The sequence below is a fragment of the Amycolatopsis sp. NPDC104863 genome, assembly GCF_055582965.1.
This window is the reverse complement of sequence record NZ_JBVJOW010000007.1, coordinates 286,851-311,332: the sequence shown is the minus strand read 5'-3', so window position 1 is coordinate 311,332 and position 24,482 is coordinate 286,851. Positions and strand designations below refer to the sequence as shown.

Here is a 24,482-nt window from a genome sequence, read left to right as displayed (position 1 = left end):
GTAATCCGCCCGCTGATACAAAACCAACTGAGAATCCGAGGATATCGCCATGGCTGACACCGATCGGCATATCGTAATTCTGGGGATCGGGTACACCGGTCTGCCCTTGGCCGTCGCGCAGGCGCGCCTCGGCCGTCAGGTTGTCGGTTTCGACATCAGCGCCGAGCGCGTCGAAGCCGTCAACGCGCTGCGGTCGCCGGTCGACACGGTGCTCGACAGCGACCTGGCCGAAGTGGCCGGGAACCTCAGCGCCACGCTCGACCCGTCCGTGCTCGCCGAGGCCGACGTCGTCGTCGTGTGCGCCCCGACCCCGGTCCGCGAGGACGACCAGCCCGACCTGGTGCCGCTGGAGTCCGCGGTCGCCACCGTGCGGGACCACCTGAAGCCGGGTCAGCTGGTGATCGTGGAGTCCACGACCTACCCGGGCACCACCGACGCGCTGCTGCTGCCCATCCTGGAGGAGTCGGGCCTGCTCGCCGGCGTCGACTTCGACCTCGCGTACTCGCCCGAGCGGATCGACCCGGGCAACGCCAAGTTCGACCTGAGCAACACCCCCCGGCTCGTCGGCGGCCTGACCGACGCCTCGCGCGACCGCGCCGCGGACTTCTACCGGGGCGTCACCCTCGTGCACCTGACCAAGGGCATGCGCGAGGCGGAAGCGGCCAAGATCCTGGAGAACACGTTCCGCCAGGTGAACATCGCGCTGGTGAACGAGTTCGCGCAGCTGTGCCACAGCATGGAGCTCGACGTCTGGGACACGATCCGCGCGGCGGCCACGAAGCCCTACGGCTTCAAGGTGTTCTGGCCGGGCCCGGGCGTCGGCGGCCACTGCATCCCGGCCGACCCGCTGTACCTGGTGCACCACGCCACCACGCTCGGGCTGCGGTTCAAGATGGCGGAGACGGCGAACGACGTGAACAAGGGCATGCCGCTGTGGGTGGCCGACCGCGTCTGCAAGCACCTCGAGGACAACTCCATCGCCGTCGACGGGGCGAAGGTCCTCGTGCTGGGTGTCACCTACAAGCCGGACGTCGCCGACACCCGGGAGACGCCGGCCGCGCCGATCATCCGGCAGTTCCTCGATCGCGGCGCCGACGTGGCGTTCCACGACCCGTACATCGACGTGTTCGGCGGTCTGCAGTGCGTGCCGGAGCTGGACGCGGCGCTGGCCGCCGCCGACCTGGTCGTGCTGCTCCAACCGCACCGCGAGTACACCGCCGAGGTGCTGGGCGGCGCGGCCCGGCTCTTCGACACGACCGGGGCCGCCACCGGCGTCACCACGGTGACCAGCCTGTAGTTCCCCCTCCCCCGAGAGCCGCCTTGACAGCGTCCGACGCTGTCCAAGGCGGCTTTTCGCGTTCCCGGGTGCGTGTTTCCGCCCCCACGGTTGTTCAACCGGCGGCGAAATTGTGGCCCCAGGACGATTGACGTCGTGGTACGGCGCCGGCGGCCGCGCCGGTGTGAAGTTTCTGTCGGGCGGCAGGTAGACGTGTTCCCGGTCAGTGGGCCGCGCCGAATTCCCGCACCCTTTTCCCGCTGTTCTCGTTTCCGGCTCCGGCCGTGACACCGCGAGGGCAGTCGTCACCGAAAAGGCCGCCACTCCCCCTTCTCCCGGGGTGGAGAGCCAAAATCCACCATCGCGCTCCGCCGGTCGTTTTGCCCGGTTCAGGGGTGCCCGTGCGGGCCGACACCCCTACTCGACCCCTACTACCGCGGTTCGGCCGGGGATCCGGGTCACCTGGATCAAGGTTGTCCGGGGTGGAGACCCCGGAAGGCGGCCGCGACGCGAGGTGGAGCCCAGTTCTAGTCCGATCGGGTGACGGCATCTCACTCCCGGTCAAGGTTCTGTCCCCGACCGTGACGTCCCGGAGTCGCCCCGACCTGGAGATCATCTCCAAAAACCGGCCTGAGCCGTGGTGGCCGCCGCGTCTCCCCCTTTGGTCGCAGACACTCTGGGTAGTGTTCGACAGGTCCTTCGACCACGGAGCGCGTCAGTTTAGGCCGAACGAGTTAGACCCTCGATCGATTCCGACGGCGCGCCCGATTTACCCCATTCGTCCGCCCTGCCCCGGTCGTGCATTCCGCATCCCTGCGTGACGGCGCTGCCACCAACGGTCAAAAATCGGGCTCAACTGACGCTCCGAAGCCACTTTTTCACTCGTTCGGGTGATTGAGGCGAGCGATCAGCTCGCCGGGAACGGCGGAAAACGAACGCTTTTCATCCTGGGTAAAGCCACCTCCGACGGTGATGGACCGAACACACCCCCGCCTCCACCTGCGCTGGTCAACCCGTGCCGAGGCGACTACGTTTGTTTTTGTCGAAGAGTTCTTCCTTGATGGTGAGATGCTCTTCGTCACAGCAAGTAACTGGGGATAGCAAGCTACGCCGAAGGTTGTCACTGGGGTGGTCACACACCTTCGGCGGGGAACATCACTGGGGTGATAGGCACATGGCTTTGGTGGAACGGGAAAAGGTACTAGACAGTCTGATCGAGCTCCTCGACGAAAGCCGTCGCGGCAACGGGGTCGTCGCGCTCCTGACCGGCGGCGTGGCCAGCGGCAAGACCAGCCTGCTGCGCCGGTTCTCCGAACGGGCCGGCGACTCGGGGGCGCTCGTGCTGAGCGCCTGCGGCTCGTTCGCGGAAGAAGACGTGCACCTGGGGATGCTGGACCAGCTGTTCGGCAACCCGCTGCTCCCGCCCGAGACCGTCACGCAGGCCCACCGGATCATGGGCTCCGCGGCGGACTCGGACACGAACAACGGCCTGCGCTTCGACGCGCGGATCGCGCACGGCATCTGCGTGGCGCTGCTGGAGCTGTCCAAGGAGCGGCCGCTGGTGATCGTGGTCGACGACATGCAGTTCGCCGACCGGGCGTCGCTGCGCACGCTGCTCTACATCCAGCACCGCATCGGCGTCTCCCGCGTCCTGATGATCCTGGCCGAGAGCGCGAGTGCCCGGCCGGCCCGGTCGCGGCTGCACTCGGAGATCATCCGGCAGCCGCACGCGCGGCACCTGACCGTGCCCCCGCTGTCGGTCGGCGGGGTCGCGCAGGTGCTGGCGGAGCGGCTGGACGCGGCGGCGGCCGGCCGGCTGGCCGCGGCGTGCCACCGCCTCACCGGCGGCAACCCGCTGCTCACGCACGCACTGGCCGACGACTGCGAGTCGGCGGACGCGGCGGAGCCGACCATCGGCATCGCGTACGAGCACGCGGTGCTGAGCTGCCTGCACCGCAGCCCGGCGCACCTCGTGCGGACGGCCCGGGCGGTCGCGGTCCTCGACGGCCACGGCGACGAGGAGGACCTCGCGCAGGTCCTGCGGCTCGACCAGTCCAAGGTGGCCGCGGCGCTCGCAATGCTGGAGCACAGCGGTCTGATCGAGCACCACCGGTTCCGCCACGAGCGGGCCGCGAAGGCCGTCCGGGCCGAGCTGCCCGAGGCGGACGCGCGGGCGTTGAACCTCGAGGTCGCCCGGCGGCTGCACCAGCAGGGCAAGCCCGACGCCGTCGTCGCGGACTACCTGCTGCGCGGCGGGGCGGCCGAGCCGTGGGCGCTGCCGGTGCTGTGGAACGCGGCGCAGGAAGCGCTGCGGGAGAACCGGGCCGAGGTCGCGGTGGCGTGCCTGACGCTGCCGAAGCAGGAGGACATGGGCCCGCGCGAGGCGGCCGCGTTCACCGCCCGGCTGGTCCAGATCCAGAACCGGACCAACCCCGCGGCGGCGGCGATGCGGCTCGGCCCCCTCGGCGACTCGTTCGACCAGGGGCACCTGAGCACGCAGCACACGGCCGACTACGTCTACTCGCTGCTCTGGCACGGCCGGCTCGACCGCGCCGCGACGGTGCTGGGCCGGCCCGAGGCGGAGTGCTTCGCGGACAGCCAGTGGGTGCGGGTGTGGTACCCGGAGGTGGCGGGCGAACGCCGTCGCGACCGCGGCACGACCGCGTACGACGGCGCGTGCTCGGGCCAGGCGCTCACGCTCGCGCTGTCGTCGAAGTACCGCGACGAGGCACTGGCGGCGGCCGAGCAGGTGCTGGAGAGCTGCTGGCTGATCGAGGTCCCGCAGCTGGAGGAGGTCGTCGCGGCCCTGCAGGCGCTGCTTCTGGCCGGCGAGCCGCACCGCGCGGACCGCTGGTGCGAAGAGCTCCTGCGGATGAAGGCGGTGCAGACGTCCCCGACCCTGCGCGCGGTGATCACCGACGTGAAGGCGGGAGTCGCCCTGCGCCTCGGCGACCTGCACGCGGCGGAGCGGTGCGCGCGGGAGGCGTTGACGATCCTCCCGGCGCAGAGCTGGGGAACGCTGATCGGCCTGCCGCTGGCGCACCTGGTGGACGCGCTGACCAGGATGGGCCGGTACGAAGAGGCGGCGGCCGAGCTCAAGCGGGACATCCCGCCGGGCCTGCGCCGCACGGCGTTCTGGCTCCAGTACCTGATGGCCCGCGGCAACCACTACCTGGCCACGGACCGCCTGCACGCGGCGCTCGAGGACTTCGCGACGGTCCGGACGTTGGCCGTCCGCTGGGAGATCGACCACCCGGAGCTGGTGCCGTGGCGCCTGAGCGCGGCCAAGGCGCACGCCCGCCTCGGCCACGCGGACCAGGCCCGCAAGCTCCTGCGCGACCAGCTCGAGCGGTGTGGCGACGAGCGCGTCCGCGCGCACGCGGTGTGCCTGCGCGCGCTGGCGGAGGTGAGCGAGTTCAAGGAGCGCCTCCCGATGCTCCGCAGGGCGGCCGAGCAGCTCCAGACGTGCGACGACCGGTACGAGCTGGCCCACGTGTTCGCGGCGCTCAGCGAGTGCGCGCAGATGTTGGGTGACTACAACCGGGCCCGCACGGCGCAGCGCCGAGCGGTCCAGCTGGCGAAGTCGTGCGGCGCGGACCCGTTGTGGCGGAGTTTGACGCCCGCGGGGGCGCCGGCGGTGACCGAGCAGGTGGCTGAGGAGCTGAGCCCGTCGACGTTGAGTGCGGCGGAGCAGCGGGTGGCTTCGCTGGCGTCGCTGGGGCACACGAACCGGGAGATCGGGCGGAAGCTGTACATCACTGTTTCGACTGTGGAGCAGCATTTGACCCGGGTGTACCGGAAGCTGAACATCAATCGTCGGACTGAGCTGCCCAGTGGGCATCGGTGGCTGTCGCATGCCGGGGAGATGGAGCAGATGCCGCGGCATGAGGTGGCTTCCTGGTAGGAGGGGTTGGTGAGGCCGCGGTTCTCGGTTTTTGGGAGCCGCGGCCTCTGCCGCTCGGGTGCGGTCGCTTCCTGTGGCGGGTTTCTTGGGGCTGCGGCTTGCCGTGGTCCGGCTGGCGGACCGAGCAGGGCAGGTTGCTTGGTGAGAGGTGAGGCGGCGGTTCCGTTGGGACCGCCGCTTTGCCGTCGACTCGCCATCCGCGACGCGGCTGGCGGGCCCGTGTGGAACGAACCACGCGGTCTGGCCACGCCGCACCTCGAGCGGCGCGAGGTAGCTTCCTGCTGCGAAGGGATGCGGCGGTTCCTTGAGGGCTGCCGCTTTGCTGTCGGCGGCCCCGGCTGGTGGGCGTGCGGAAGAAACTCGCGTAAACCGCCTTCGCTGGGCCGGAGCCGGGACGAGCGGCGCCAGGTGGCTTCCCGTGGGGTCAGCTGCGAGCCGTGCCGAGGGTGGTTCCGCAGGGAGCCGCGGCCAGGCACGCCATGGCTGCGGGTCCGAGAGCTACCCGCGCCAGTGCTGGGATGTCGGACGCATCGTGAGTGGCGTGCCCGGCTCTCTCGCCGCCGTAGGCGTGGGGGCTGGCGCGCAGCCGCGGTGATTGCGGGTCCGAGAGCTACTCCGCGCCAGTGGAGGTGGCCGGTGACATCATGCCCGCCGCCGCAGGCATGGCAGTTGGCGCGCAGCCGCGGTGGCCGCGGGTCCGGGGTTACTCCGCGGCGGAGCAGGATTTCGGTTGCATCTTCGGCTCTCCTGCCATCGCAGGCATGGCGGCCGGCGCGCAGCCGCGCTGGCTGCGGGTCTGGGCTACCCCGCGTCAGGGGCAGGTTCCGGTTGCATCCTCGGCTCTCCTGCCACCGCGGGCATAGCGGCCGGCGCGCAGCCGCGGTGGCCGCGGGTCTGGGGTTACTCCGCGGCGGGACAGGGTTTCGGTTGCGCCTTCGGCTCTCCTGCCGCGGTGGGCGTGGCGGCTGGCGCGCAACCGCGATGGCCGCGGGTCCGGCGGCTACTCCGCGGCGGGGGGCAGGGTTTCGGTTGCATCTTCGGCTCTCCTGCCACCGCAGGCATGGCGGCCGCCGCGCAGCCGCGCTGGCTGCGGGTTCGGCGGCTACTCCGCATCGGGGCAAGTTACGGTTGCATCTTCGGCTCTCCTGCCACCGCGGGCATGGCGGCCGGCGCGCAACCGCGCTGGCTGCGGGTCGGGGTTACTCCGCGGCGGGGCAGGGTTCCGCTGGATCGTAGGTGGCATTCCCAGCGCGGTGGCGCGGTGGTTGAGACGTGGCCGCGGGGCTGAGAGCTACTCCGCGTCGGGGCGGGTGGCCGGCGCGGCGGGGAGGTGGAAGTGCCCTCTGCCGTCGTGCGGAGTCGGACCGTGGGTGTCCTTTGTCTAGGCGGCGAACGGTAGTGGTGGGTGCAGGTTGTTGCGCCTGGGTCTTCGGCTTGGGTCTAGGTACTGGGGTGGGATGAACTCCGGTTGGCCGTCTGGTGCCAGGCGGACCTTCCAGCCCGATCGATGCAGCAGGCGGTGGTGGTGGCCGCACAGGAGGACCGTGTTCGTCAGGTCCGTTGGGCCGCCTTCGGACCAGTGCTTTATGTGGTGGCCCTGGCAGTGGCGGGGCGGGCGATGACATCCTGGGAAAGCGCAGCCGCGGTCTCGGAGGTACAACGCTCGGCGCAAGCCCGCGGAGATCAGGCGGCGTAGGCGGCCCAAGTTCAGGGGTTCGTTCTTGCCACCCAATACTGCCGGGATCACCATTGCGTCGCATGCGTGGACTCTTGCCTCCGCCGCCGTGATCTCCGCTGTGTCGCCCAGGGTTGCCTTGCCTGTGCCGGATTTCAGGTTCTCCAAGGACACCGCGACCATCACGTGCGCTCGTTCGCCTGCCTGGGTGGGCAGCGCCGGTGAGTTCAGGGCCAGGTCTACCGCGTCGGAGAATGCGTCGCCCAGTCGCTCGGCTGGGCTGCGGAGGTCGGGGCCGTCGTCGGAGGTGCGGCGCTCGGACAGGGAATCCAGCAGTGCGTTGGCTCGGGTGCCGGTCTCGTCGTCGAACCTGCCCTTGAGCTCCCATACTCCGGTTCTCTTGCGGCGCAACGTCAACTCGCGGTCGGGCGTGGGTGGCTCGGTGATGTCCGGTTCCGGTCCGTCCGGTTCCAGGTGGGCGATGATGCGGTGGCCGGCTGCCGCGACCTGGGCCGGGCCGGCTTGGTCCGCCAGATTCAGGAGCTGGTGCTCCGCCTGTTCGCGTTCCTCGGGTGGGATCTGGCGCAACGTCTCGGTGATCGCGTCGATCGTCGCATCGCTCAGTTTGCCCGCGCGGGCTGCTTCGCCCGTCGCTGGGGCCAATGCGGGCTCGACCGTGCCGTCCAGGTGGTGTGACGGGTTCAGGACCTGCGCGCGCTTGACGAGTTTGTCCGCCGCGCGGCGGGGGATGTCGGCCCTGTGCTCGAGCCAGCGGGTCAGGGAACGGTATCCGTACAAGTCCATGACACCGCGGTCCGCGATCTCCGTCAGCACCGCCCCGAGTTCCGCTTCCGTGGCGCGAATTCGGGACAGCAGCAAGCCGACGCGGTCGGCGAGGGCCTCCGCGTCGGCTTGCCACAGGTGTCTGTCCATGGCTTCGACGTTACCGAGCTTCGAACACAAGTTCACCACTCGATCAGGTGAAGTCACGACTGGAGATCCGCCAGCCAGTCGTGCACGCTCCGGGCCGTGGAAGACGCGTGCTCGCGCATCATCGAGAAATGGTCACCCGGCGTGTCCACAATGGACGCTGGGAGCTCCCACGTCGCCTGCCAGTCCGGACGGTCGGACCACGACGGCAGCGGGGATGACGCTCGCAGCAGGAGAGTCGGCGTAGGGAGCGAAGAAGGCACCCAGCCGTCGAAGATCTCCAGGTAGCCGCCCATCGCCGTCAGGCGGGCGTCGCCGACTGCGGCGCCGGACATCTCCCCCGCCAGGTCACCCTGGACGTCGGCCAGGACGTCCGCGCTCTGCAGATACGTGTCCAGAAGCGCCACTCCCCGCGGCGCCGCGCCGCGAGACGCCAGCAGACGCGCCAGTTCGTGCGCCACCGGGCCGCCCGACGAATGCGCCGCCAGCGCGAACGGACGGCCTTCCGTGTGCCGCAGCAACACCTCGGCCAAGACTGACACCAGCGCCGGAATCGACGTCGGCAGCAGCTCGTCCGCGTGGTAACCGGGCAGCGTCAGGACCGACGTGTCCCGCAAGTCGCGCAGGGCCGCCGCGAACCGCGCGTACTCCTGCGGCCCGGACATCGCCAGCACCGACGGCACGCAGATCAGCTCGGTCCCCGCGCCGCCCTTGGCCAGGCGCACGACGTCGACGCCGTCGGGGCGCGCGCCCTCCTCGAACGTCGGGCGGAACCGGGCCGCGCGCGCCAGGAGCTCGACGAACTCGCCGAAACGGCCCGTCCGGCCCGCCTCCGCCAGCATCGGGCCGAACAGGCCCGCCGGTTCGGGGGTCGGCTGCGGCGTGTCGCTCAGCGCCGACGCCACCGATTGGGCGACGTCGAGGACGGTCGGCTGCTCGAACACCAGCGTCGCGGGCAACGTGAGTCCGGTGGCGCTGTTGATGCGGTTGCGCAGTTCGACGCCGGTCAGCGAGTCGACGCCCAGCTCGAGGAACCGCGCGCCCGCCGCGATGTCGGTGGTGTCTTCGTGGCCGAGGACGTCGGCGAGGTGGCCGCGCACCAGGTCGACCAGGAGCTTCTCGGCCTCCGCCGGGTCCGCGGCGGCGATCCGCGTGCGGAACTGCGACGCGGAGCTCGTCTTGCGCCGGGCGGGCGCGCGTACCAGGCCGCGCAGCAGGGGCGGCACGTCACCGTCTTGGGCACGCAGGACGGCGGGGACGTCCAGGCGGATCGGCACCGTGAGGACCTCGTCGCCGGCGAGTGCCGCGTCGAACAACGCGAGACCCGACTCGGTGGAGAGGCCGCCGCCGGACACCGTGGCCGTCGACTCGCCGCGTTCCTCCCACAGGCCCCAGGCCATCGAGTGCGCCGGAAGTCCTTGGGCGCGGCGGTGTTCGGCGAAGGCGTCGAGGAAGACGTTCGCCGCCGCGTACGCGCCCTGGCCCGGGTTGCCGAAGACGCCCGCCGCGGACGAGAACAGTACGAACGCAGCCAGATCCAGGTCGGCGGTCAGGTCGTGGAGGGCCACTGCCGCGTCGACCTTTGCGCGCAGAACGCGCTCGAGCCGGTCCGGGGTGAGGCTGCTGACCAGGCCGTCGTCGAGGACGACCGCGGAGTGCACCACGGCGGTGAGCGGGTGCGCCGCCGGGATCGTGCGCAGGACTTCGGCGAGGCGGGTGCGGTCGGCGGTGTCGCAGGCGGCGATCGTGACCGTGGCGCCGAGCTCGGCGAGGTCGGCCGCGAGGGCGTCGGCGCCCGGGGCCTCGGGGCCTCGGCGGCTGAGCAGGAGGAGGTTGCGGATGCCGTACGCCGTGACGAGGTGACGGGCCAGCAGCGCGCCCACCGCGCCTGTGCCGCCGGTGATCAGGACCGTGCCTTCGGGGTCGAGGGGACGGATTCCTTCGGACGGCGGGGTTTTTGCCAGGCGGGGTGCGAGCGCGACGCCTTCGCGCAGGGCCAGCTCGGGTTCGCCGGTGGCCAGGGCGGCCGGGAGGAGGGCGAGGGATTCGGGGGTTTCGTCGAGGTCGATGAGGGCGAAGCGGCCGGGCTCCTCCGCGGAGGCCGAGCGCAGCAGGCCGCGCGCGGTTGCCGCGGCGACCCCGCGGGTGACGACGACCAGTTTGCTGGTGGTGGGGGCTTCGGCCAGCCAGCGTTGGATGAGGTCGAGGGTGGAGCGGGCGACGTTTCCGGCTGCTGTGGGGAGGTCTGGGCCGGAATCGTCCACTGTGGTCAGGACGATCGCGGGGGCGAAAGCCGGGGACTCGATGACTGGGAGGTTGAGGCCGAGCGGGCTGGTCACGGCGGCGACGCCGGGCCGATCCGGCACCAGCATCGCGGCGGTGGACGAGTCCGACCCGGTCACGGCGGCAGCGCCGGACGTATTGCCCACCGCGGCAGCGGATGAGTCCAGCCCGGTTACGGCACCGGCGCCGGACGCGAGGCCCGGCCGGTCCGAACCTGACGCCGGGAGGCCGAGGCCGATCGGCCCGCCGGACGCGAGGCCGGGCCCATCCGGCACCAGCACCGCGGCGGCGGACGAGTCCAGCCCGGTTACGGCACCGGCGCCGAGCGCGAGGCCCAGCCGATCCGGCCCCAGCAGCGCAACATCCACAGTGGACTCCGACACCACAACCGGCACCCAATCAACCCGATACAGCGGCTCAAGACCCGCCGACGGCAGGTCCCGCGTCTGCACCGCGTCCACCGAGAACACCGGCTCACCAGCGGAATCCACCGCCTCCAACCGCATCCCCGACGGGCCCGGCGACAGCCGCACCCGCAGCGAAGTCGCCGAAGACGCCGACACTCGCGCCCCCGTGAAGGAAAACGGCAGACCCGGACGTCCATTACCCAGCAACCCGCCGAGCAACGCCCCGTGCAACGAAGCGTCCATCAACGCGGGACTCAGCGTGAACCCGTCCGGACCGGACTCCAGCTCGACCTCCGCAAAAACCTCCTCGCCCCGCCGCCAAGCGGCACGCAGGCCCTGGAACGAAGGTCCGTACACCAGCCCGATCGCCGACAGCTCCGCATAGATGTGCTCGAGATCCACCGGCGCGGCATCCGCGGGCGGCCACGGCCCCACCGAAGCCACCGGCGGAGACGTCGGAGCCAGCGAACCCGTGGCGTGCAAGGTCCACGAACCCTCGTCGGTCCGCGAGTAGACGTCCACCGAGCGCGTGTCCCCCGCTGGGCCCAGCGCCAGGTGCAGCTGCACCGAAGAAGACAGCGGCAGCGGTGCCGCCAGAGTGAGGTCGGCCAGCGTCCCGTAGCCCCACTCGGCGCCGGCGGACACAGCCATCTCGACAAACGCCGTGCCCGGCAGGAGCACCGCGTCCATCGCCGCGTGGTCCGCGAGCCACGGGTGCGTCGCCAGGGAGACGCGGCCCGTGTACCGCACCGCGTCCGACTCCGGGAGCGGCACCGCCGCGCCCAGCAGCGGGTGGCCCGTCGCCGTGAGGCCGGCCACCGAGACGTCGCCCGACGCCGTGCGGAGCGTGTCCAGCCAGTAGCGCTGTCGCTGGAAACGGTACGTCGGGAGGTCGGTGAAGCCGCCGCCGATCACGCCCGCCCAGTCCACCACCGCGCCGTGCACGTGCGCTTCGGCAAGCGCGGCGAAGAACCGCGGCAGGCCGCCGTCGGAGCGGCGCAACGAGCCGACCACTGCCGCGTCCGTGCCTTCCAGCGTTTGGCGGGTCGGCAGCACGATCACCGGGTGCGGGCTGCACTCGACGAACACCGTGTGCCGGTCTTCGGCCAGCGCCGCGACCGCCGGTTGGTACAGCACAGGCTGGCGCAGGTTCCGGTACCAGTACTCCGCGTCGAAGCCCGCGGTGTCCTGCACCGAACCGGTCACCGTCGAGTACATCGGGATCGTCGACCGGCGGGGCTTGATCCCCGCCAGGTCGTGCAGCAGGTCGTCACGCAGGGCGTCGACCTGCGCGGAGTGGGCCGCGGTGTCCAGGCCCGGCACCCGCTTCGCCCAGACGCCGTCGGTCTCGCACGCCGCGAGGAACTCCGTCAGCGCCTCGGGCTCGCCGGAGACGCCGCAGGAGGACGCGCTGTTGACCGTCGCGACCGACAGCCGGTCGCCCCACGGCGAAAGGCGCGGCGTGAGCTGCTCCTGGCTGAGCGCCACCGTCGCCATCGCGCCGTGGCCGGACAGCCGCGCCGAGACCTTGCTGCGCGCCGCGACGATCAGCGCCGCGTCGTCGAGGTCCAGGCCGCCGGCGACGTACGCGGCGGCGACCTCGCCCTGCGAGTGCCCGACGACCGCCGCCGGCTGGACGCCGTGGGCGCGCCACAGCTCCGCCAGCGACACCATCACCGTGAACAGCACCGGCTGGATCACGTCGATGCGGTTCAGCTCGGGCGCGCCGGGTTCTTCGCGCAGCACCGCCAGCACGGACCAGTCGAGGTGCGCGTCGAACGCCTTCGCGCACTCCTCGGCCGCGTCGGCGAACGCGGGCGCCGTCTCGAGCAGCGCACGAGCCATCGCGGGCCACTGCGAACCCTGGCCCGGGAAGACGAACGCCACCTTGCCCGGCGACCGGGTCACCCCGGTGACGACCAGGTCGCTCGGCCGGTCCTCGGCCAGCGCGTCCAGGCCGGCGAGGACGTCCGAGCCGACCACGGCCGCGCGGTGGGCGAGCGCGGCGCGGCCGGAAGCGAGAGTGCGCGCGACGTCGGTCCGGTTGAACCCCGACGCGAGAGAGTCACGCAGAGCGGCGGCCTGGTCCCGCAGCGCGGAAGCCGTCTTGCCCGACAGGACCAGCGGGAACGCGCCTTCCGGCGACTCCACGACAAAAGGCTCGGCCTGCTCCAGGATGACGTGCGCGTTCGTGCCGCTGATCCCGAACGACGACACGGCCGCGCGCCGCGGGCGGCCGGTCTCCGGCCACGGCACGTTCTCCGGCACCAGCTCGACCGCGCCCGAGCTCCAGTCCACATGGGACGACGGGTTCGCGGAGTGCAGCGTCCGCGGCACCACACCGGCCCGCAGCGCCTGCACCATCTTGATGATCCCGCCGACACCGGCCGCGGCCTGGGAGTGCCCGATGTTCGACTTCAGCGAGCCGAGCAGCAGTGGCCGGTCGGCCGCGCGGTCCCGGCCGTAGGTGGCGAACAGCGCCTGCGCCTCGATCGGGTCGCCGAGCGACGTCCCGGTGCCGTGCGCCTCCACCGCGTCGACGTCCGAAGTGGACAGTCCGGCGGCGGCGAGAGCCTCCCGGATCACCCGCTGCTGCGAGGGGCCGTTCGGCGCGGTCAGCCCGTTGGACGCGCCGTCGGAGTTCACCGCCGAGCCGCGGACCACGGCGAGCACCGGGTGCCCGAGCCGCCGCGCTTCGGAAAGCCGTTCCAGCACCAGCATTCCGGCGCCTTCGGCCATGCCGAACCCGTCGGCCTCCTCGGCGAACGCGCGGCACCGGCCGTCGCGGGACAGGGCCTTCTGCTGGCTGAAGCTGATGAACGCGTCCGGCTGGGCGACGACGGTGGCGCCGCCGGCCAGCGCCAGCGAGCACTCGCCGTTGCGCAGCGCCTGCGCGGCGAGGTGCAGCGTGACCAGCGACGACGAGCACGCCGTGTCGACGCTGACCGAAGGCCCTTCGAGGCCGAAGGTGTAGGAGATGCGGCCCGACGCGATGCTGGTCGAGTTTCCGAGCGCCGCGTGGGCTTCGGTCTCCGCTGGGATCTCCGTGGCGCCGCTGGCGTAGCTGCTGTTCATCAGCCCGACGAACACCCCGACCTTGGCGCGCCGCAGCGACAGCGGGTTGATGCCGCCGTGCTCCAGCGCTTCCCACGACGTCTCGAGCAGCAGCCGCTGCTGCGGGTCCATGCCCAGCGCTTCGTGCGGCGAGATGCCGAACAGCCCCGCGTCGAACTCCGCAGCGCCGTCGAGGAAACCGCCGTGCCGCGTGTACGACGCGTCGGCGCCGTCCGGGTCGTAGAGGCTCTCGAGGTCCCAGCCGCGGTCGGCGGGGAACTCCCCCACCGCGTCGACGCCGTCGGAAACCAGCCGCCACAACGCTTCCGGCGAGTCGACGCCGCCGGGGAACCGGCAGGCCATCCCGACGATCACCACCGGGTCGGCGGCCTCCTCCTCGGCCTTGGCCAGCCGCTGCCGGGTCTGGTGCAGCTCGGTGGTCACCTGCTTGAGGAAGTGCCGGAGCTTGTCCTCGGTCGTGGTCATCAGGAGATCCCCAGTTCCTTGCCGATGAACTCGAACATTTCGTCGTCGCTGGCCGCGGAGATCCGGTCGGCGACGTCGTCACCGGGCCGCTCCTCGTCCCAGGCGCCGAGCAGCACCGCCAGCCGGTCGCGGACCTGCTCGCGCACGTCGCCCTCGACCCCGGTGAGCGTGGCCTCCAGCCGGTCGAGCTCGGCGAGCACCGGCGGCGCCGCGGGCTCGGCCGGGGCCAGCTCGCCGTCGAGGTACTCGACCAGCGCGTTCGCCGTCGGGTAGTCGAAGACGAGCGTCGCGGGCAGCCGGATGCCGGTTGCCGCGCCGAGGCGGTTGCGCAGGTCCACCGCGGTCAGCGAGTCGAAGCCGAGCTCGGTGAACGCCCGGGCCGGGTCGACCGGCGTGCCGGCCGTGAAGCCGAGCACCTTGCCGACCTCGGTGAGCACCAGGTCACGCAGGACCTGCTCACGCTCGGCGCCGGTCATCGGCGTGAGCCGCTGCCGCAGCGCGTCCGCGGAAGCCGCCGACGCCGCCGCGGCCGTCCGCAGGGACGTCGTCGCGCGGACGACCCCGCGCAGCAGCAGCGGGACCTCGGCGGACCGGGCGCGCAGCCCGGCGAGGTCGAGCTTGGCCGGCACGAGCACCGCCGCGCCGTGGGCGCGGGCCGTGTCGAACAGCGCGAGCCCTTCCGACGCGCTCAGCCCGGCGCCCAGCCGCGCCCGGTCGGCCGCGCTGAGGTCCTCGGTGAGCACACTCGTGTCCGCCCAGAGGCCCCACGCCAGCGAGCAGGCCGGCAGCCCCTGCGCGACGCGGTACTGCGCGAGCGCGTCGAGGTAGGTGTTGGCCGCCGCGTAGTTCGCCTGGCCGGGCGCGCCGAAGACCCCGCCGGCCGAGGAAAACAGGACGAACTCGGCCAGGTCGGCGTCCTTCGTCAGCTCGTGCAGGTTCCAGGCCGCGGCGGCCTTCGGGCGCAGGACACGCTCGAGCTGCTCGTGGGTCAGGTTGGTGACGACGGCGTCGTCGAGCACCCCGGCGGTGTGGATCACCGCGGTCAGCGGGTGGTCGCCGGGCACCCCGTCCAGCACCGCCGACAGCGCGTCGCGGTCGGCCGTGTCGCACGCGGCCAGCGTCACCGACGCCCCGAGCGCGGTCAGCTCGGCGCGCAGCTCCTCCGCGCCCGGCGCGGTGGCCCCGGACCGGGAGGTGAGCAGCAGGTGCCGGGCGCCCGAAGCCACCAGGTGCCGGGCGACGAGCGAGCCGAGGACGCCGGTGCCGCCGGTGACCAGCACGGTGCCGTCGGGATCGAACGTCCGCGGCGCCGCGACCGCTTCCGGCGTCCGCGTCAGGCGCGGAGCCAGCGCGGAACCCTTGCGCAGCAGCAGTTCCGGCTCGCTGCTGCGGATCGCCGCGGGCAGCGCCGCCAGCGACTCCGCGCTGCCGTCCAGGTCGACCAGCGCGAACCGGTCGCCGTGCTCGGACAGCGCGGACCGCGTCAGGCCCCAGATCCCCGCGGTTGTGAGGTCGGTGACGTCCGGGCCGGCGGCCAGGGCGGTCAGCAGCACCAGCCGCTCCTCGCGGTCGTCGGCGAGCCAGCTCTGCAGGAGGTCCAGAGCCGCGCCGACGGACTGCGGCGCGGCCAGGACGACCTCGGCGGAATCGCCGGCCGAGGGGAAGACCGTGCCGGCACCGTGGTGGTCCACCCCGAGCAGGGCGACCCCCTCGGCGGCCGCGGCGGGCAGGCCGACCGGCGTCCAGTCCAGACCGAACAGCGTGTCGTTCGCGGTGACGGCGGACGCGCCGAGCTGCCGTGTGTCCACCTCCGCGGACTCGACGGCCTCGATCGCGGCGACCGGCGCCCCGGCCGGGTCGGCGAGGTGCACCGCGACGATGTTCTTCGCCGCGGGGGAAAGCCGGGCGCGCAGCGTGGTCGCGCCGGTCGCGTGCAGGCTCACCCCGCCCCACGAGAACGGCAGCCGGATCACGTCCGGGTCCTCGCTCGGGGTGACGAACTCGCCGAGCGACATCGCGTGCAGCACGGCGTCCAGCAGGGCAGGGTGCACGCCGAAGCCCGTGGCACCTTCGCTGACCGGCTCAGGCAGCTCGACCTCGGCGTAGACGTCGTCGCCGTCGCGCCAGGCGGCCCGCAGGCCCTGGAACGCCGGGCCGTAGGTGAACCCGCTCCCGGCGAGCTCCTCGTAGAGGCCGTCGAGGTCGATCTCCTCGGCGCCCACCGGCGGCCACGCCGTGAGCGCGAAGTCCGCCGCGGGAGCCGACTCGGTGAGCAGGCCGGTGGCGTGCCGGAGCCACGGGCCCTGGCTGTCCTCGTCGGCGCCGCGGGAGTGGATGTCGAGCTCGCCACCCGCGCCGACGGTCACCTGCAGCTGGACCGCGCCCCGCGCGGGCAGCATCAGCGGGCTCTGCAGCGTCAGCTCGGCGACGTGCGGGCGGCCGGTGCGCGAACCCGCGTGCAGCGCGAGGTCGAGCAGGGCCGTGCCCGGCAGCAGCGGGTCGCCGTTGACCGCGTGGTCGGCCAGCCACGGGTGGCTGCCGAGCGACAGCTGCCCGGTGAACAGGTGGGTGCCGCTCTCGGGCAGGTCGGTGACGCCGGTCAGGATCGGGTGGCCGCTGCGGTTGAGCCCGGCGGTGTGGCCGGTGCCCTGGCCCGGCGCCGGCGTCAGCCAGTAGCGGCGACGCTGGAAGGCGTAGGTGGGCAACGGGATCTGCCGCGCGCCGCTGCGGGTGAAGAACGCCGACCAGTCGACGGAGCCGTGGTGGGCGTGCAGCTCGGCCGCCGAGGTGAGGAACCGGCGCTGACCGCCGTCGCGGTGCAGGGTGCCCAGCACCGGGACCGGACGCCCGGCGGTGGCCGCCGCGTCTTCCAGCGGGCCGCCGAGCACCGGGTGCGGGCTGACCTCCACCAGGTGCGTGAAGCCCTGGGCCAGCGCGGCGAGCACCGTGGTGTGGAACTGGACCGGGTTGAGGGTGTTCTCGAACCAGTAGTCCCCGGTCAGCAGCGCGGTGTCGATCGCCTCGCCGCGGGTCGACGAGAAGAACGGGAGGTCGGTGCCCGCCGGGCGGACCGGCCGCAGTGCCTCGGTGATCTCGGCTTCGCACTGCCCGACGCTCGGGTGGTGCGACGCGAACCCGACGTTGACCCGGCGGTAGCGGACGCCGTCCCGCTCGCAGGCCGCGCCGAAGCCGTCCAGCGCCTCGGTGTCCCCGGCGACGATGACCTGGGACGGGCCGTTGACCACGGCGACCGTCAGGCCCCACGGCTCGATCGCCGCCGCGGCCTGCTCCGGCGTCAACAGCACCGAAGCCATTCCGCCGACACCTTCCAGCGAAAGCAACGCCTTGGCACGGAGGGCGACAACCCGGGCGCCGTCCTGCAGGGACAGCGCGCCCGACACGGTGGCCGCGGCGATCTCCCCCTGCGAGTGGCCGACCACCCCGGCCGGGACCACGCCGTAGGAGCGCCACAGCTCGGCCAGGGAGACCATCACGGCCCACAGCGCCGGCTGCACGACGTCCATCCGCTCGAGCGCGGCCTCGTCGGCGAGCACGTCGAACAGCGACCAGTCGACGAACTCGCCCAGCGCCTGGTCGCACTCCCGCAGCCGGGCGGCGAAAACCGGTTCGTGCTCGGCGAGGTCGAGTCCCATGTGGACCCACTGCGCACCCTGGCCCGGGAAGACCATGAGCACCCGGTCCGACCCCGAACCGCTGCCGACGACGACGTTCTCGTCCTCGCCCGCGGCCAGCCCGGCCAGCCCGGCGAGGAGCTCGTCGCGGTCCGCGGCGACCACCGCGCCCCGATGGGTGAACGCCGTGCGGCCGGCCACCAGGGAGTGGCCGAGGTCCGCCAGGGCCAGATCCGGGTCGGCCAGGAGCTGGTCGTGCAGCCGGGAAGCCTGCCCCCGCAGGGCTTCCGGCGTCTTGCCGGAGAGCAGCACGGGCACGACCGGCGCGTCCCCGGCCGCGGTGACGGCGGCTTCCGGAGCCTGCTCCAGGACGACGTGCGCGTTGGTGCCGCTGATCCCGAACGACGACACGGCGGCCCGGCGCGGCGCGCCGGTCTCGGGCCACGACTGGGACTCCTGCAGCAGCCGCACACCACCGCCGTCCCACTCGATCTTCTCCGACGGCGTCCCGGCGTGCAGCGTCTTCGGCAGGACGCCGGTGCGCAGCGCCTGCACCATCTTGATCACACCGCCGATGCCGGCCGCGCCCTGGGCGTGGCCGATGTTCGACTTCAGCGAGCCCAGCCACAGCGGCCGGTCCTCGGCGCGGCCGGCGCCGTAGGTGGCCTGCAGTGCCTGGACCTCGATCGGGTCGCCCAGCGGGGTGCCGGTGCCGTGCGCCTCGACGGTGTCGACGTCCGAAGTGGACAGTCCGGCGTTGGCCAGCGCCTGGCGGATCACCCGCTGCTGGGAGGGCCCGTTGGGCGCGGAGAGCCCGTTCGACGCGCCGTCCTGGTTGACCGCCGAGCCGCGCAGGACCGCGAGCACCGGGTGCCCGTGCCGCCGCGCCTCGGAAAGCCGTTCGAGCACCACCACGCCGACGCCTTCCGCGGCGCCGAACCCGTCGGCGTCTTCGGAGAAGGCCTTGCAGCGGCCGTCGGCGGCGAGCGCGCGCTGCCGGCTGAAGAACACAAACGCGTCCGGGGTCGGTGTGACGTGCACCCCGGCGGCCAGCGCGAGCGAGCACTCCCCCGAGCTCAGGGCCTGAGCGGCGAGGTGCAGCGCGACCAGCGAGGACGAACACGCCGTGTCGATGCTCATCGACGGGCCTTCGAGACCGAACGTGTAGGAGACGCGCCCGGACACGACACTCCCCGCCGCGCCCGTGCTCAAGTGGCCTTCGACCTCGTCCGGGATGTCGCCGATGCCGGTGCCGTAGGTGGCGCCCATGACCCCGGCGAACACGCCCGTCTGGCTGCCGCGCAGGGACCGCGGGTTGATGCCCGCGCGCTCGATGGCCTCCCACGACGTCTCCAGCAGCAGGCGCTGCTGCGGGTCGGTGGCCAGTGCCTCACGCGGGGAGATGCCGAAGAACTCGGCGTCGAAGTCCCCGGCGTCGTACAGGAAGCCGCCGCGCGTGGTGTAGAGCTTGCCCGAGCGGTCCGGGTCCGGGTCGTAGAGGCCGTCGAGGTCCCAGCCGCGGTCGGCCGGGAAGTCGCCGATCGCGTCGGCGCCGGTGCTGACCAGGTCCCACAGCCCCTCGGGCGAGCTGACCCCGCCGGGGAACCGGCAGGCCATCGAGACGACGGCGATCGGGTCGTCGGCGGCCGCCTTCGTGCCGGTCACCGCGGTCACGGCGGCGTCGGCGCCGAGCAGCTCGGCCGCGAGGTGCGCGGCCAGGACCTTCGGGTTCGGGTAGTCGAAGATCAGCGTCGCCGGCAGCCGCAGGCCGGTCGCGGCGGCGAGCTGGTTGCGCAGCTCGACCGCGGTGAGCGAGTCGAAGCCGAGCTCGCTGAACGCGCTGTGCTCCTCGACGTCGGCGGCCGAGTCGTGGCCGAGCACGGCGGCGACCTGGCCGCGGACCAGCTCGGACAGCTCCTCGACCGAGGTGAACCCGCCGGTCGCGGCCTGGGGAACGGCCTGAGCGGCGCGACGACGCGGCGTGCGCACCAGGCCGCGCAGCAGCGGCGGCAGGTCGGGCACCGCGGCCAGCGCGGCGCGGTCCAGGCGGATCGGCACCAGCAGCGCGCGGTCGGTGGCGCAGGTCAGGTCGAACAGCCGCAGGCCCTCGGTGACACTCAGCTCGGTGACGCCGGAGCGCTGGAGCCGCTCGCGGTCGGCGTCGGTCAGCTCGGTGGTCATGCCGGCCGCGGTGTGCTCCCAGGAGCCCCAGGCCAGCGAGTGCGCGGCCTGGCCGTTCGCGCGGCGGTGCTGCGCGAGGGCGTCGAGGAAGGTGTTGGCCGCGGCGTAGTTGGCCTGGCCGGGGCTGCCGAGCACACCCGACGCCGAAGAGAACAGCACGAACTGCTCGAGGTCCGCCGTCAGCTCGTGCAGGTGCGTGGCGGCGTCGACCTTGGCGGCCAGGACCCGGTGGAGCTGCTCGGGAGTCAGGCTGTCGACGAGGCCGTCTTCGAGCACCCCGGCCGTGTGGACAACACCGGTGACGGCGAAACGGCTCAGGACGTCCGCCAAGGCGGCGCGGTCGGTGACGTCGGCGGCGACGATGTCGGCACCCAGCTCGTCCCGCAGCTCCGCCGCGCCGGGAGCGTCGAGGCCACGGCGGGACAGCAGGACGAGACGAGCGCCGGACGCGGCCACGTGCCGGGCCACGGCCGAGCCGAGCCCGCCGGTGCCGCCGGTGATCAGGACCGTGCTGTCCGGAGAGAACACCGGCGCGTCCACAGTGGACAGATGCGCGGTGGTCAGGCGCGGGGCGAGCACGCGGTCACCGCGCAGGGCCAGCTGCGGTTCGCCCGCGGCCAGCGCCGCGAACACCGGGTCCGCCGCGACGGGCCCGTCGGTGTCCAGCAGCACGAACCGGCCCGGGTGCTCCGACTGCGCGGACCGCACCAGGCCCCAGACCGGGGCATGCGCGAGGTCGGGCACGTCCTCGTCGCCGGTCGCGACCGCGCCGCGGGTGACCAGGACGAGCGTCACGGCTTCGAGCCGGGCGTCCGCCAGCCACGCCCGCACCAGGGTCAGCGCCTGCTCGGCCGCGGTGTGCGTGTCGGCCGCGAGGTCACCGGAACCGTGCTGGCACAGCGCGGCGAACACGACCTCCGGCAGCTCCTGCGCGGCGGCCACGGCCGAGACGTCGAGGTAGCGCACGGCCGCGGGCAGGCCGATCTGGTCGGCGCCGAGAACCCCGATCCGCTCCGGCTTCGGCGCCTCGGCGGGGTCGAGGACGGTCCAGTCGACCTGGTACACCGACTCCGCACGGGCCTGGGGCCGTTCCGCGGCACGCGTCCGCAGGGACTCCGCGGTCAGCACCGGCGTGCCGGCGCCGTCGAAGACCTCGACGGCCACTGTGCCGTCTCCGCGGACCAGGCGCACGCGCAGTTCGGTGGCGCCGACGGCGTGCAGGGCGACGGTCTGCCAGGCGAACGGCAGCTCCGGCGCGGCACCGTCTTCGGCGAAGAGCGCGATGCCGTGCAGGGCGGCGTCGAGCAGCGCCGGGTGCAGGCCGAAGGCCGCGGCCTCGTCGTGGTGGTCCTCGGGCAGGGTGGCCTCGGTGAAGATCTCGTCACCGCGGCGCCACGCGGCGCGCACGGTGCTGAACGCGGGCCCGTAGTCGAGCCCGGCCCCGGCGAGCCCGGTGTACAGCTCGGAGACGTCGACGGCGGTGGCGTCCTTCGGCGGCCACACCAGGGTTTCCGGCTGGGCCGGGACGCCGGTGGCGAGCAGGCCGGTGGCGTGCAGCTGCCACGGCTCGTCGTCGTCCGCGCGCTCGTCGCGGGAGTGCACGGTCAGCTCGCGGCGGCCCTGGTCGTCGGCCGGGCCGGCGAACACCTGCAGCCGCACCGCGCCGTCGGCCGGGATCACCAGCGGCGCGGCGAGGGTCAGCTCGGCGAGCTGGTCCGCGCCGACGTGGGCGCCGGTGTGCAGCGCGATGTCGACGTACGCCGTCGCCGGGAGCAGGACGCTGCCCAGCACCACGTGCTCGGCGAGCCAGGGTGACGTCGCCGTCGAGAGGCGGCCGGTGAACAGGAAGCCGTCCCCGCCCGCTAGCCCGGTGGCCGCGCCGAGCAGCGGGTGCCCGGCGGCGCCGAGCCCGGCGGTCGCGACGTTGCCGCTCGTGTCCGTCGCGTCCAGCCAGAAACGCTTGTGCTGGAAGGCATACGTCGGCAGCGCGGCCGTGTCCCGGGCCGGGAGCCAGGCACTCAGGTCGGGCTTGACCGCGGTGCGCGCGTACAAAGTGGACAGTGCGGCGAGCACACTGCGTTCCTCGGGCTTGCCGGGGTGCAGCAGCGCCGCGGCGGCGTGGTCGCCGGCGCCGAGGGTGTGCCCGGCGAGCGTCGTGAGGGTCGTGTCGGGACCGACCTCGAGGTACCCGGTGACCCCGTGCGCGGCCAGCGTCTCGACCGCGGGCCCGAACCGGACGGCCTCGCGGATGTGCCGCGCCCAGTACTCCGGGTCGGCCAGCTGCCCGGCCGTGGCGAGCTGCCCGGTGACGTCGGAGACGATCGGGACGCGCGGCTCGTGGAAGGTCAGCGTGGCCGCGTACTCGCGGAACGCGGGCAGGATCGCCTCGGTGTGCGGCGAGTGGAAGGCGTGGCTGACCTTGAGTGCCTTGGCCTTGCGCCCGCGGGCCTTCCACTCCTCGACGATCGTGGTGACGGCGTCGCGGTCTCCGGAGATCACGAGCGAGTCCGGGCTGTTGATCGCGGCGACGGAGACACCTTCGGGCAGCTGTCCGAGCTCCTCCGGCGTCGCCGCGAGCGTTGCCATCGCGCCGGTGGCGGGGAGGGTCTGCATGAGCTGGGCACGCTTGACGACCAGCCCGGCCGCGTCGGCCAGTGAGAGCACTCCGGCGACGTGCGCGGCGGTCAGCTCGCCGATCGAGTGGCCGACCAGGAAGTCCGGGCGGACGCCGAACGACTCCAGGAGCCGGTAGAGCGCGACCTCGATCGCGAACAGCGCGGGCTGGGTGTGCTCGGTCTGGTACAGCAGCTCGGCTTCCGGGGTGTCCGGCTCGGCGAACACCAGGGACTTGACCGGGATCCGGGCGTGGTCGTCCAGCGCCGCGCAGGTCTCGTCGAAGGCCTTCGTGAAGACGTCGAACGTGCCGTACAGCTCGCGGCCCATGCCCGGGCGCTGCGAACCCTGGCCGGAGAAAAGGACGGCCAGGGCGCCGTCCGTGCCGGTCCCGGTGACGACGTCCGGCGACTGGGCGCCCTCGGCGATCGCGGCCAGCGCGTCGAGCGGCAGCGAACCGGCCTCGGCCAGCACCACCGCGCGGTGTTCGAGCCGGGCGCGGCCGGTGAACAGCGTCGCGGCGGCCGCGGCCGGGTCGGTGTCCGAGCCCAGGTGGTCGGCGAGCTGACGGGCCTGGGCGCGCAGGGCGTCGGCGGTCTTGCCGGAGAGCACCCACGGCGTGTGGGGGTGTGTCTGCGCCGCACGTTCGACGGGTTCCGTGGCGGGCGGCTCCTCGATGATGACGTGCGCGTTCGTCCCGCTGATGCCGAAGGACGAGATCCCGGCGCGCCGCGGCTTCTCCCCGCGTGGCCACTCGCGCGCCTCGGTGAGCAGCTCGACGGCGCCCGCCGTCCAGTCCACTTTGGACGACGGCGCGTCGACGTGCAGGGTGGCCGGCAGGACGTCGTGACGCATCGCGAGGACCATCTTGATGATCCCGCCGACCCCGGCCGCGGCCTGGGTGTGCCCGAGGTTCGACTTGAGTGAGCCGAGGTACAGCGGCTCCTCGCGGTCCCGGCCGTAGGTGGCGAGCAGCGCCTGCGCCTCGATCGGGTCGCCGAGCGAGGTGCCGGTGCCGTGGCCCTCGACGGTGTCGACGTCCGCAGTGGACAGTCCGGCGCTGGCCAGCGCCTGCCGGATGACCCGCTGCTGCGACGGGCCGTTCGGGGCGGTGAGGCCGCTGCTCGCGCCGTCCTGGTTGACCGCGGAGCCGCGGATGACCGCGAGCACCGGGTGGCCGTTGCGCTGCGCGTCGGACAGCTTCTCCACCAGCAGCATCCCGGCGCCTTCGGACAGGCCGGTGCCGTCGGCGGCGTCCGCGAACGCCTTGCAACGGCCGTCCTTGGCGAGCGCGCGCTGGCGGCTGAACTGGATGTACGGCTCGGGGATGGCCATCATCGCGACGCCGCCGGCGAGAGCCAGCGAGCACTCGCCGTTGCGCAGGGCCTGGACGGCCAGGTGCAGCGTCACCAGCGACGACGAGCACGCCGTGTCCGCGGTCAGCGCCGGGCCCTCCAGCCCGAAGGTGTAGGAGACGCGCCCGGCGGCGACCGCGCCGGAGTTGCCGTTGCCGAGGAAGTTCTCCAGCTCCTCGGACAGCCGGCCGAGCCGCGTGTGGTAGTCGTGGTACATCATCCCGGCGAACACGCCGGTCCGGCTGCCGCGCAACGACGTCGGGTCGATCCCGGCGCGCTCGAGGGCCTCCCACGACGTCTCCAGCAGCAGCCGCTGCTGCGGGTCCATTGCCAGGGCCTCGCGCGGCGAGATGCCGAACAGCGCGGGGTCGAAGTCGGCGACGTCGTCGAGGAACCCGCCGGTCTTGAGGTAGCTCGTGCCCGGCCGGGTCATCGTCGGGTCGTGGAGCTCGGCGAGGTCCCAGCCGCGGTCGGCGGGGAACTCGCCGACCGCGTCGACGCCGTCCGCGACGATCCGCCAGAGCTGCTCGGGCGTGCGCACCCCGCCGGGGAAGCGGCAGGCCATCCCGACGATCGCGATCGGCTCGCGGCTCGCCTCCTCGACCTCGCGCAGGCGGCGCCGGGTTTCGCGCAGGTCCGCCGTGGCGCGCTTGAGGTATTCGAGGTACTTGTCTTCGTTCGCCACC

5 protein-coding genes are annotated in these 24,482 nt (G+C 72.9%); 2 read left to right on the top strand and 3 right to left on the bottom strand.

The window, feature by feature from the left end; genetic code table 11:
• Positions 1-49 precede the first annotated feature (49 nt).
• Together ACZ63J_RS34780 and ACZ63J_RS34775 are read left to right on the top strand one after the other, a co-directional pair.
• Positions 50-1,297, top strand: coding sequence for a nucleotide sugar dehydrogenase (locus ACZ63J_RS34780; RefSeq protein ID WP_465338385.1), 1,248 nt, complete (start codon positions 50-52; stop codon positions 1,295-1,297).
• Positions 1,298-2,450: 1,153 nt separating this feature from the next.
• Positions 2,451-5,180 carry a helix-turn-helix transcriptional regulator gene (locus tag ACZ63J_RS34775; protein ID WP_465398966.1) on the top strand — a complete coding sequence of 910 codons (2,730 nt, stop codon included), beginning with the start codon at positions 2,451-2,453 and terminating at the stop codon, positions 5,178-5,180.
• A 1,381-nt stretch (positions 5,181-6,561) separates the two neighbouring features.
• Here ACZ63J_RS34775 and ACZ63J_RS34770 read toward each other — a convergent pair.
• Genes ACZ63J_RS34770 through ACZ63J_RS34760 form a run of 3 tightly spaced genes read right to left on the bottom strand, consistent with a single transcriptional unit; the run spans position 6,562 to position 24,481 of the window.
• Positions 6,562-7,788: an HNH endonuclease signature motif containing protein gene (locus tag ACZ63J_RS34770; RefSeq protein WP_465398965.1), complete on the bottom strand. Its 1,227-nt coding sequence runs from the start codon at positions 7,786-7,788 to the stop codon at positions 6,562-6,564.
• Positions 7,789-7,841: 53 nt separating this feature from the next.
• Complete coding sequence (locus tag ACZ63J_RS34765) at positions 7,842-14,015, bottom strand: type I polyketide synthase (protein WP_465398964.1); 6,174 nt, start codon at positions 14,013-14,015, stop codon at positions 7,842-7,844.
• Positions 14,015-24,481, bottom strand: coding sequence for an SDR family NAD(P)-dependent oxidoreductase (locus ACZ63J_RS34760; RefSeq protein WP_465398963.1), 10,467 nt, complete (start codon positions 24,479-24,481; stop codon positions 14,015-14,017). The genes ACZ63J_RS34765 and ACZ63J_RS34760 overlap by 1 nt, the downstream gene beginning before the upstream one ends.
• Between the last annotated feature and the right edge of the window lies 1 nt (position 24,482).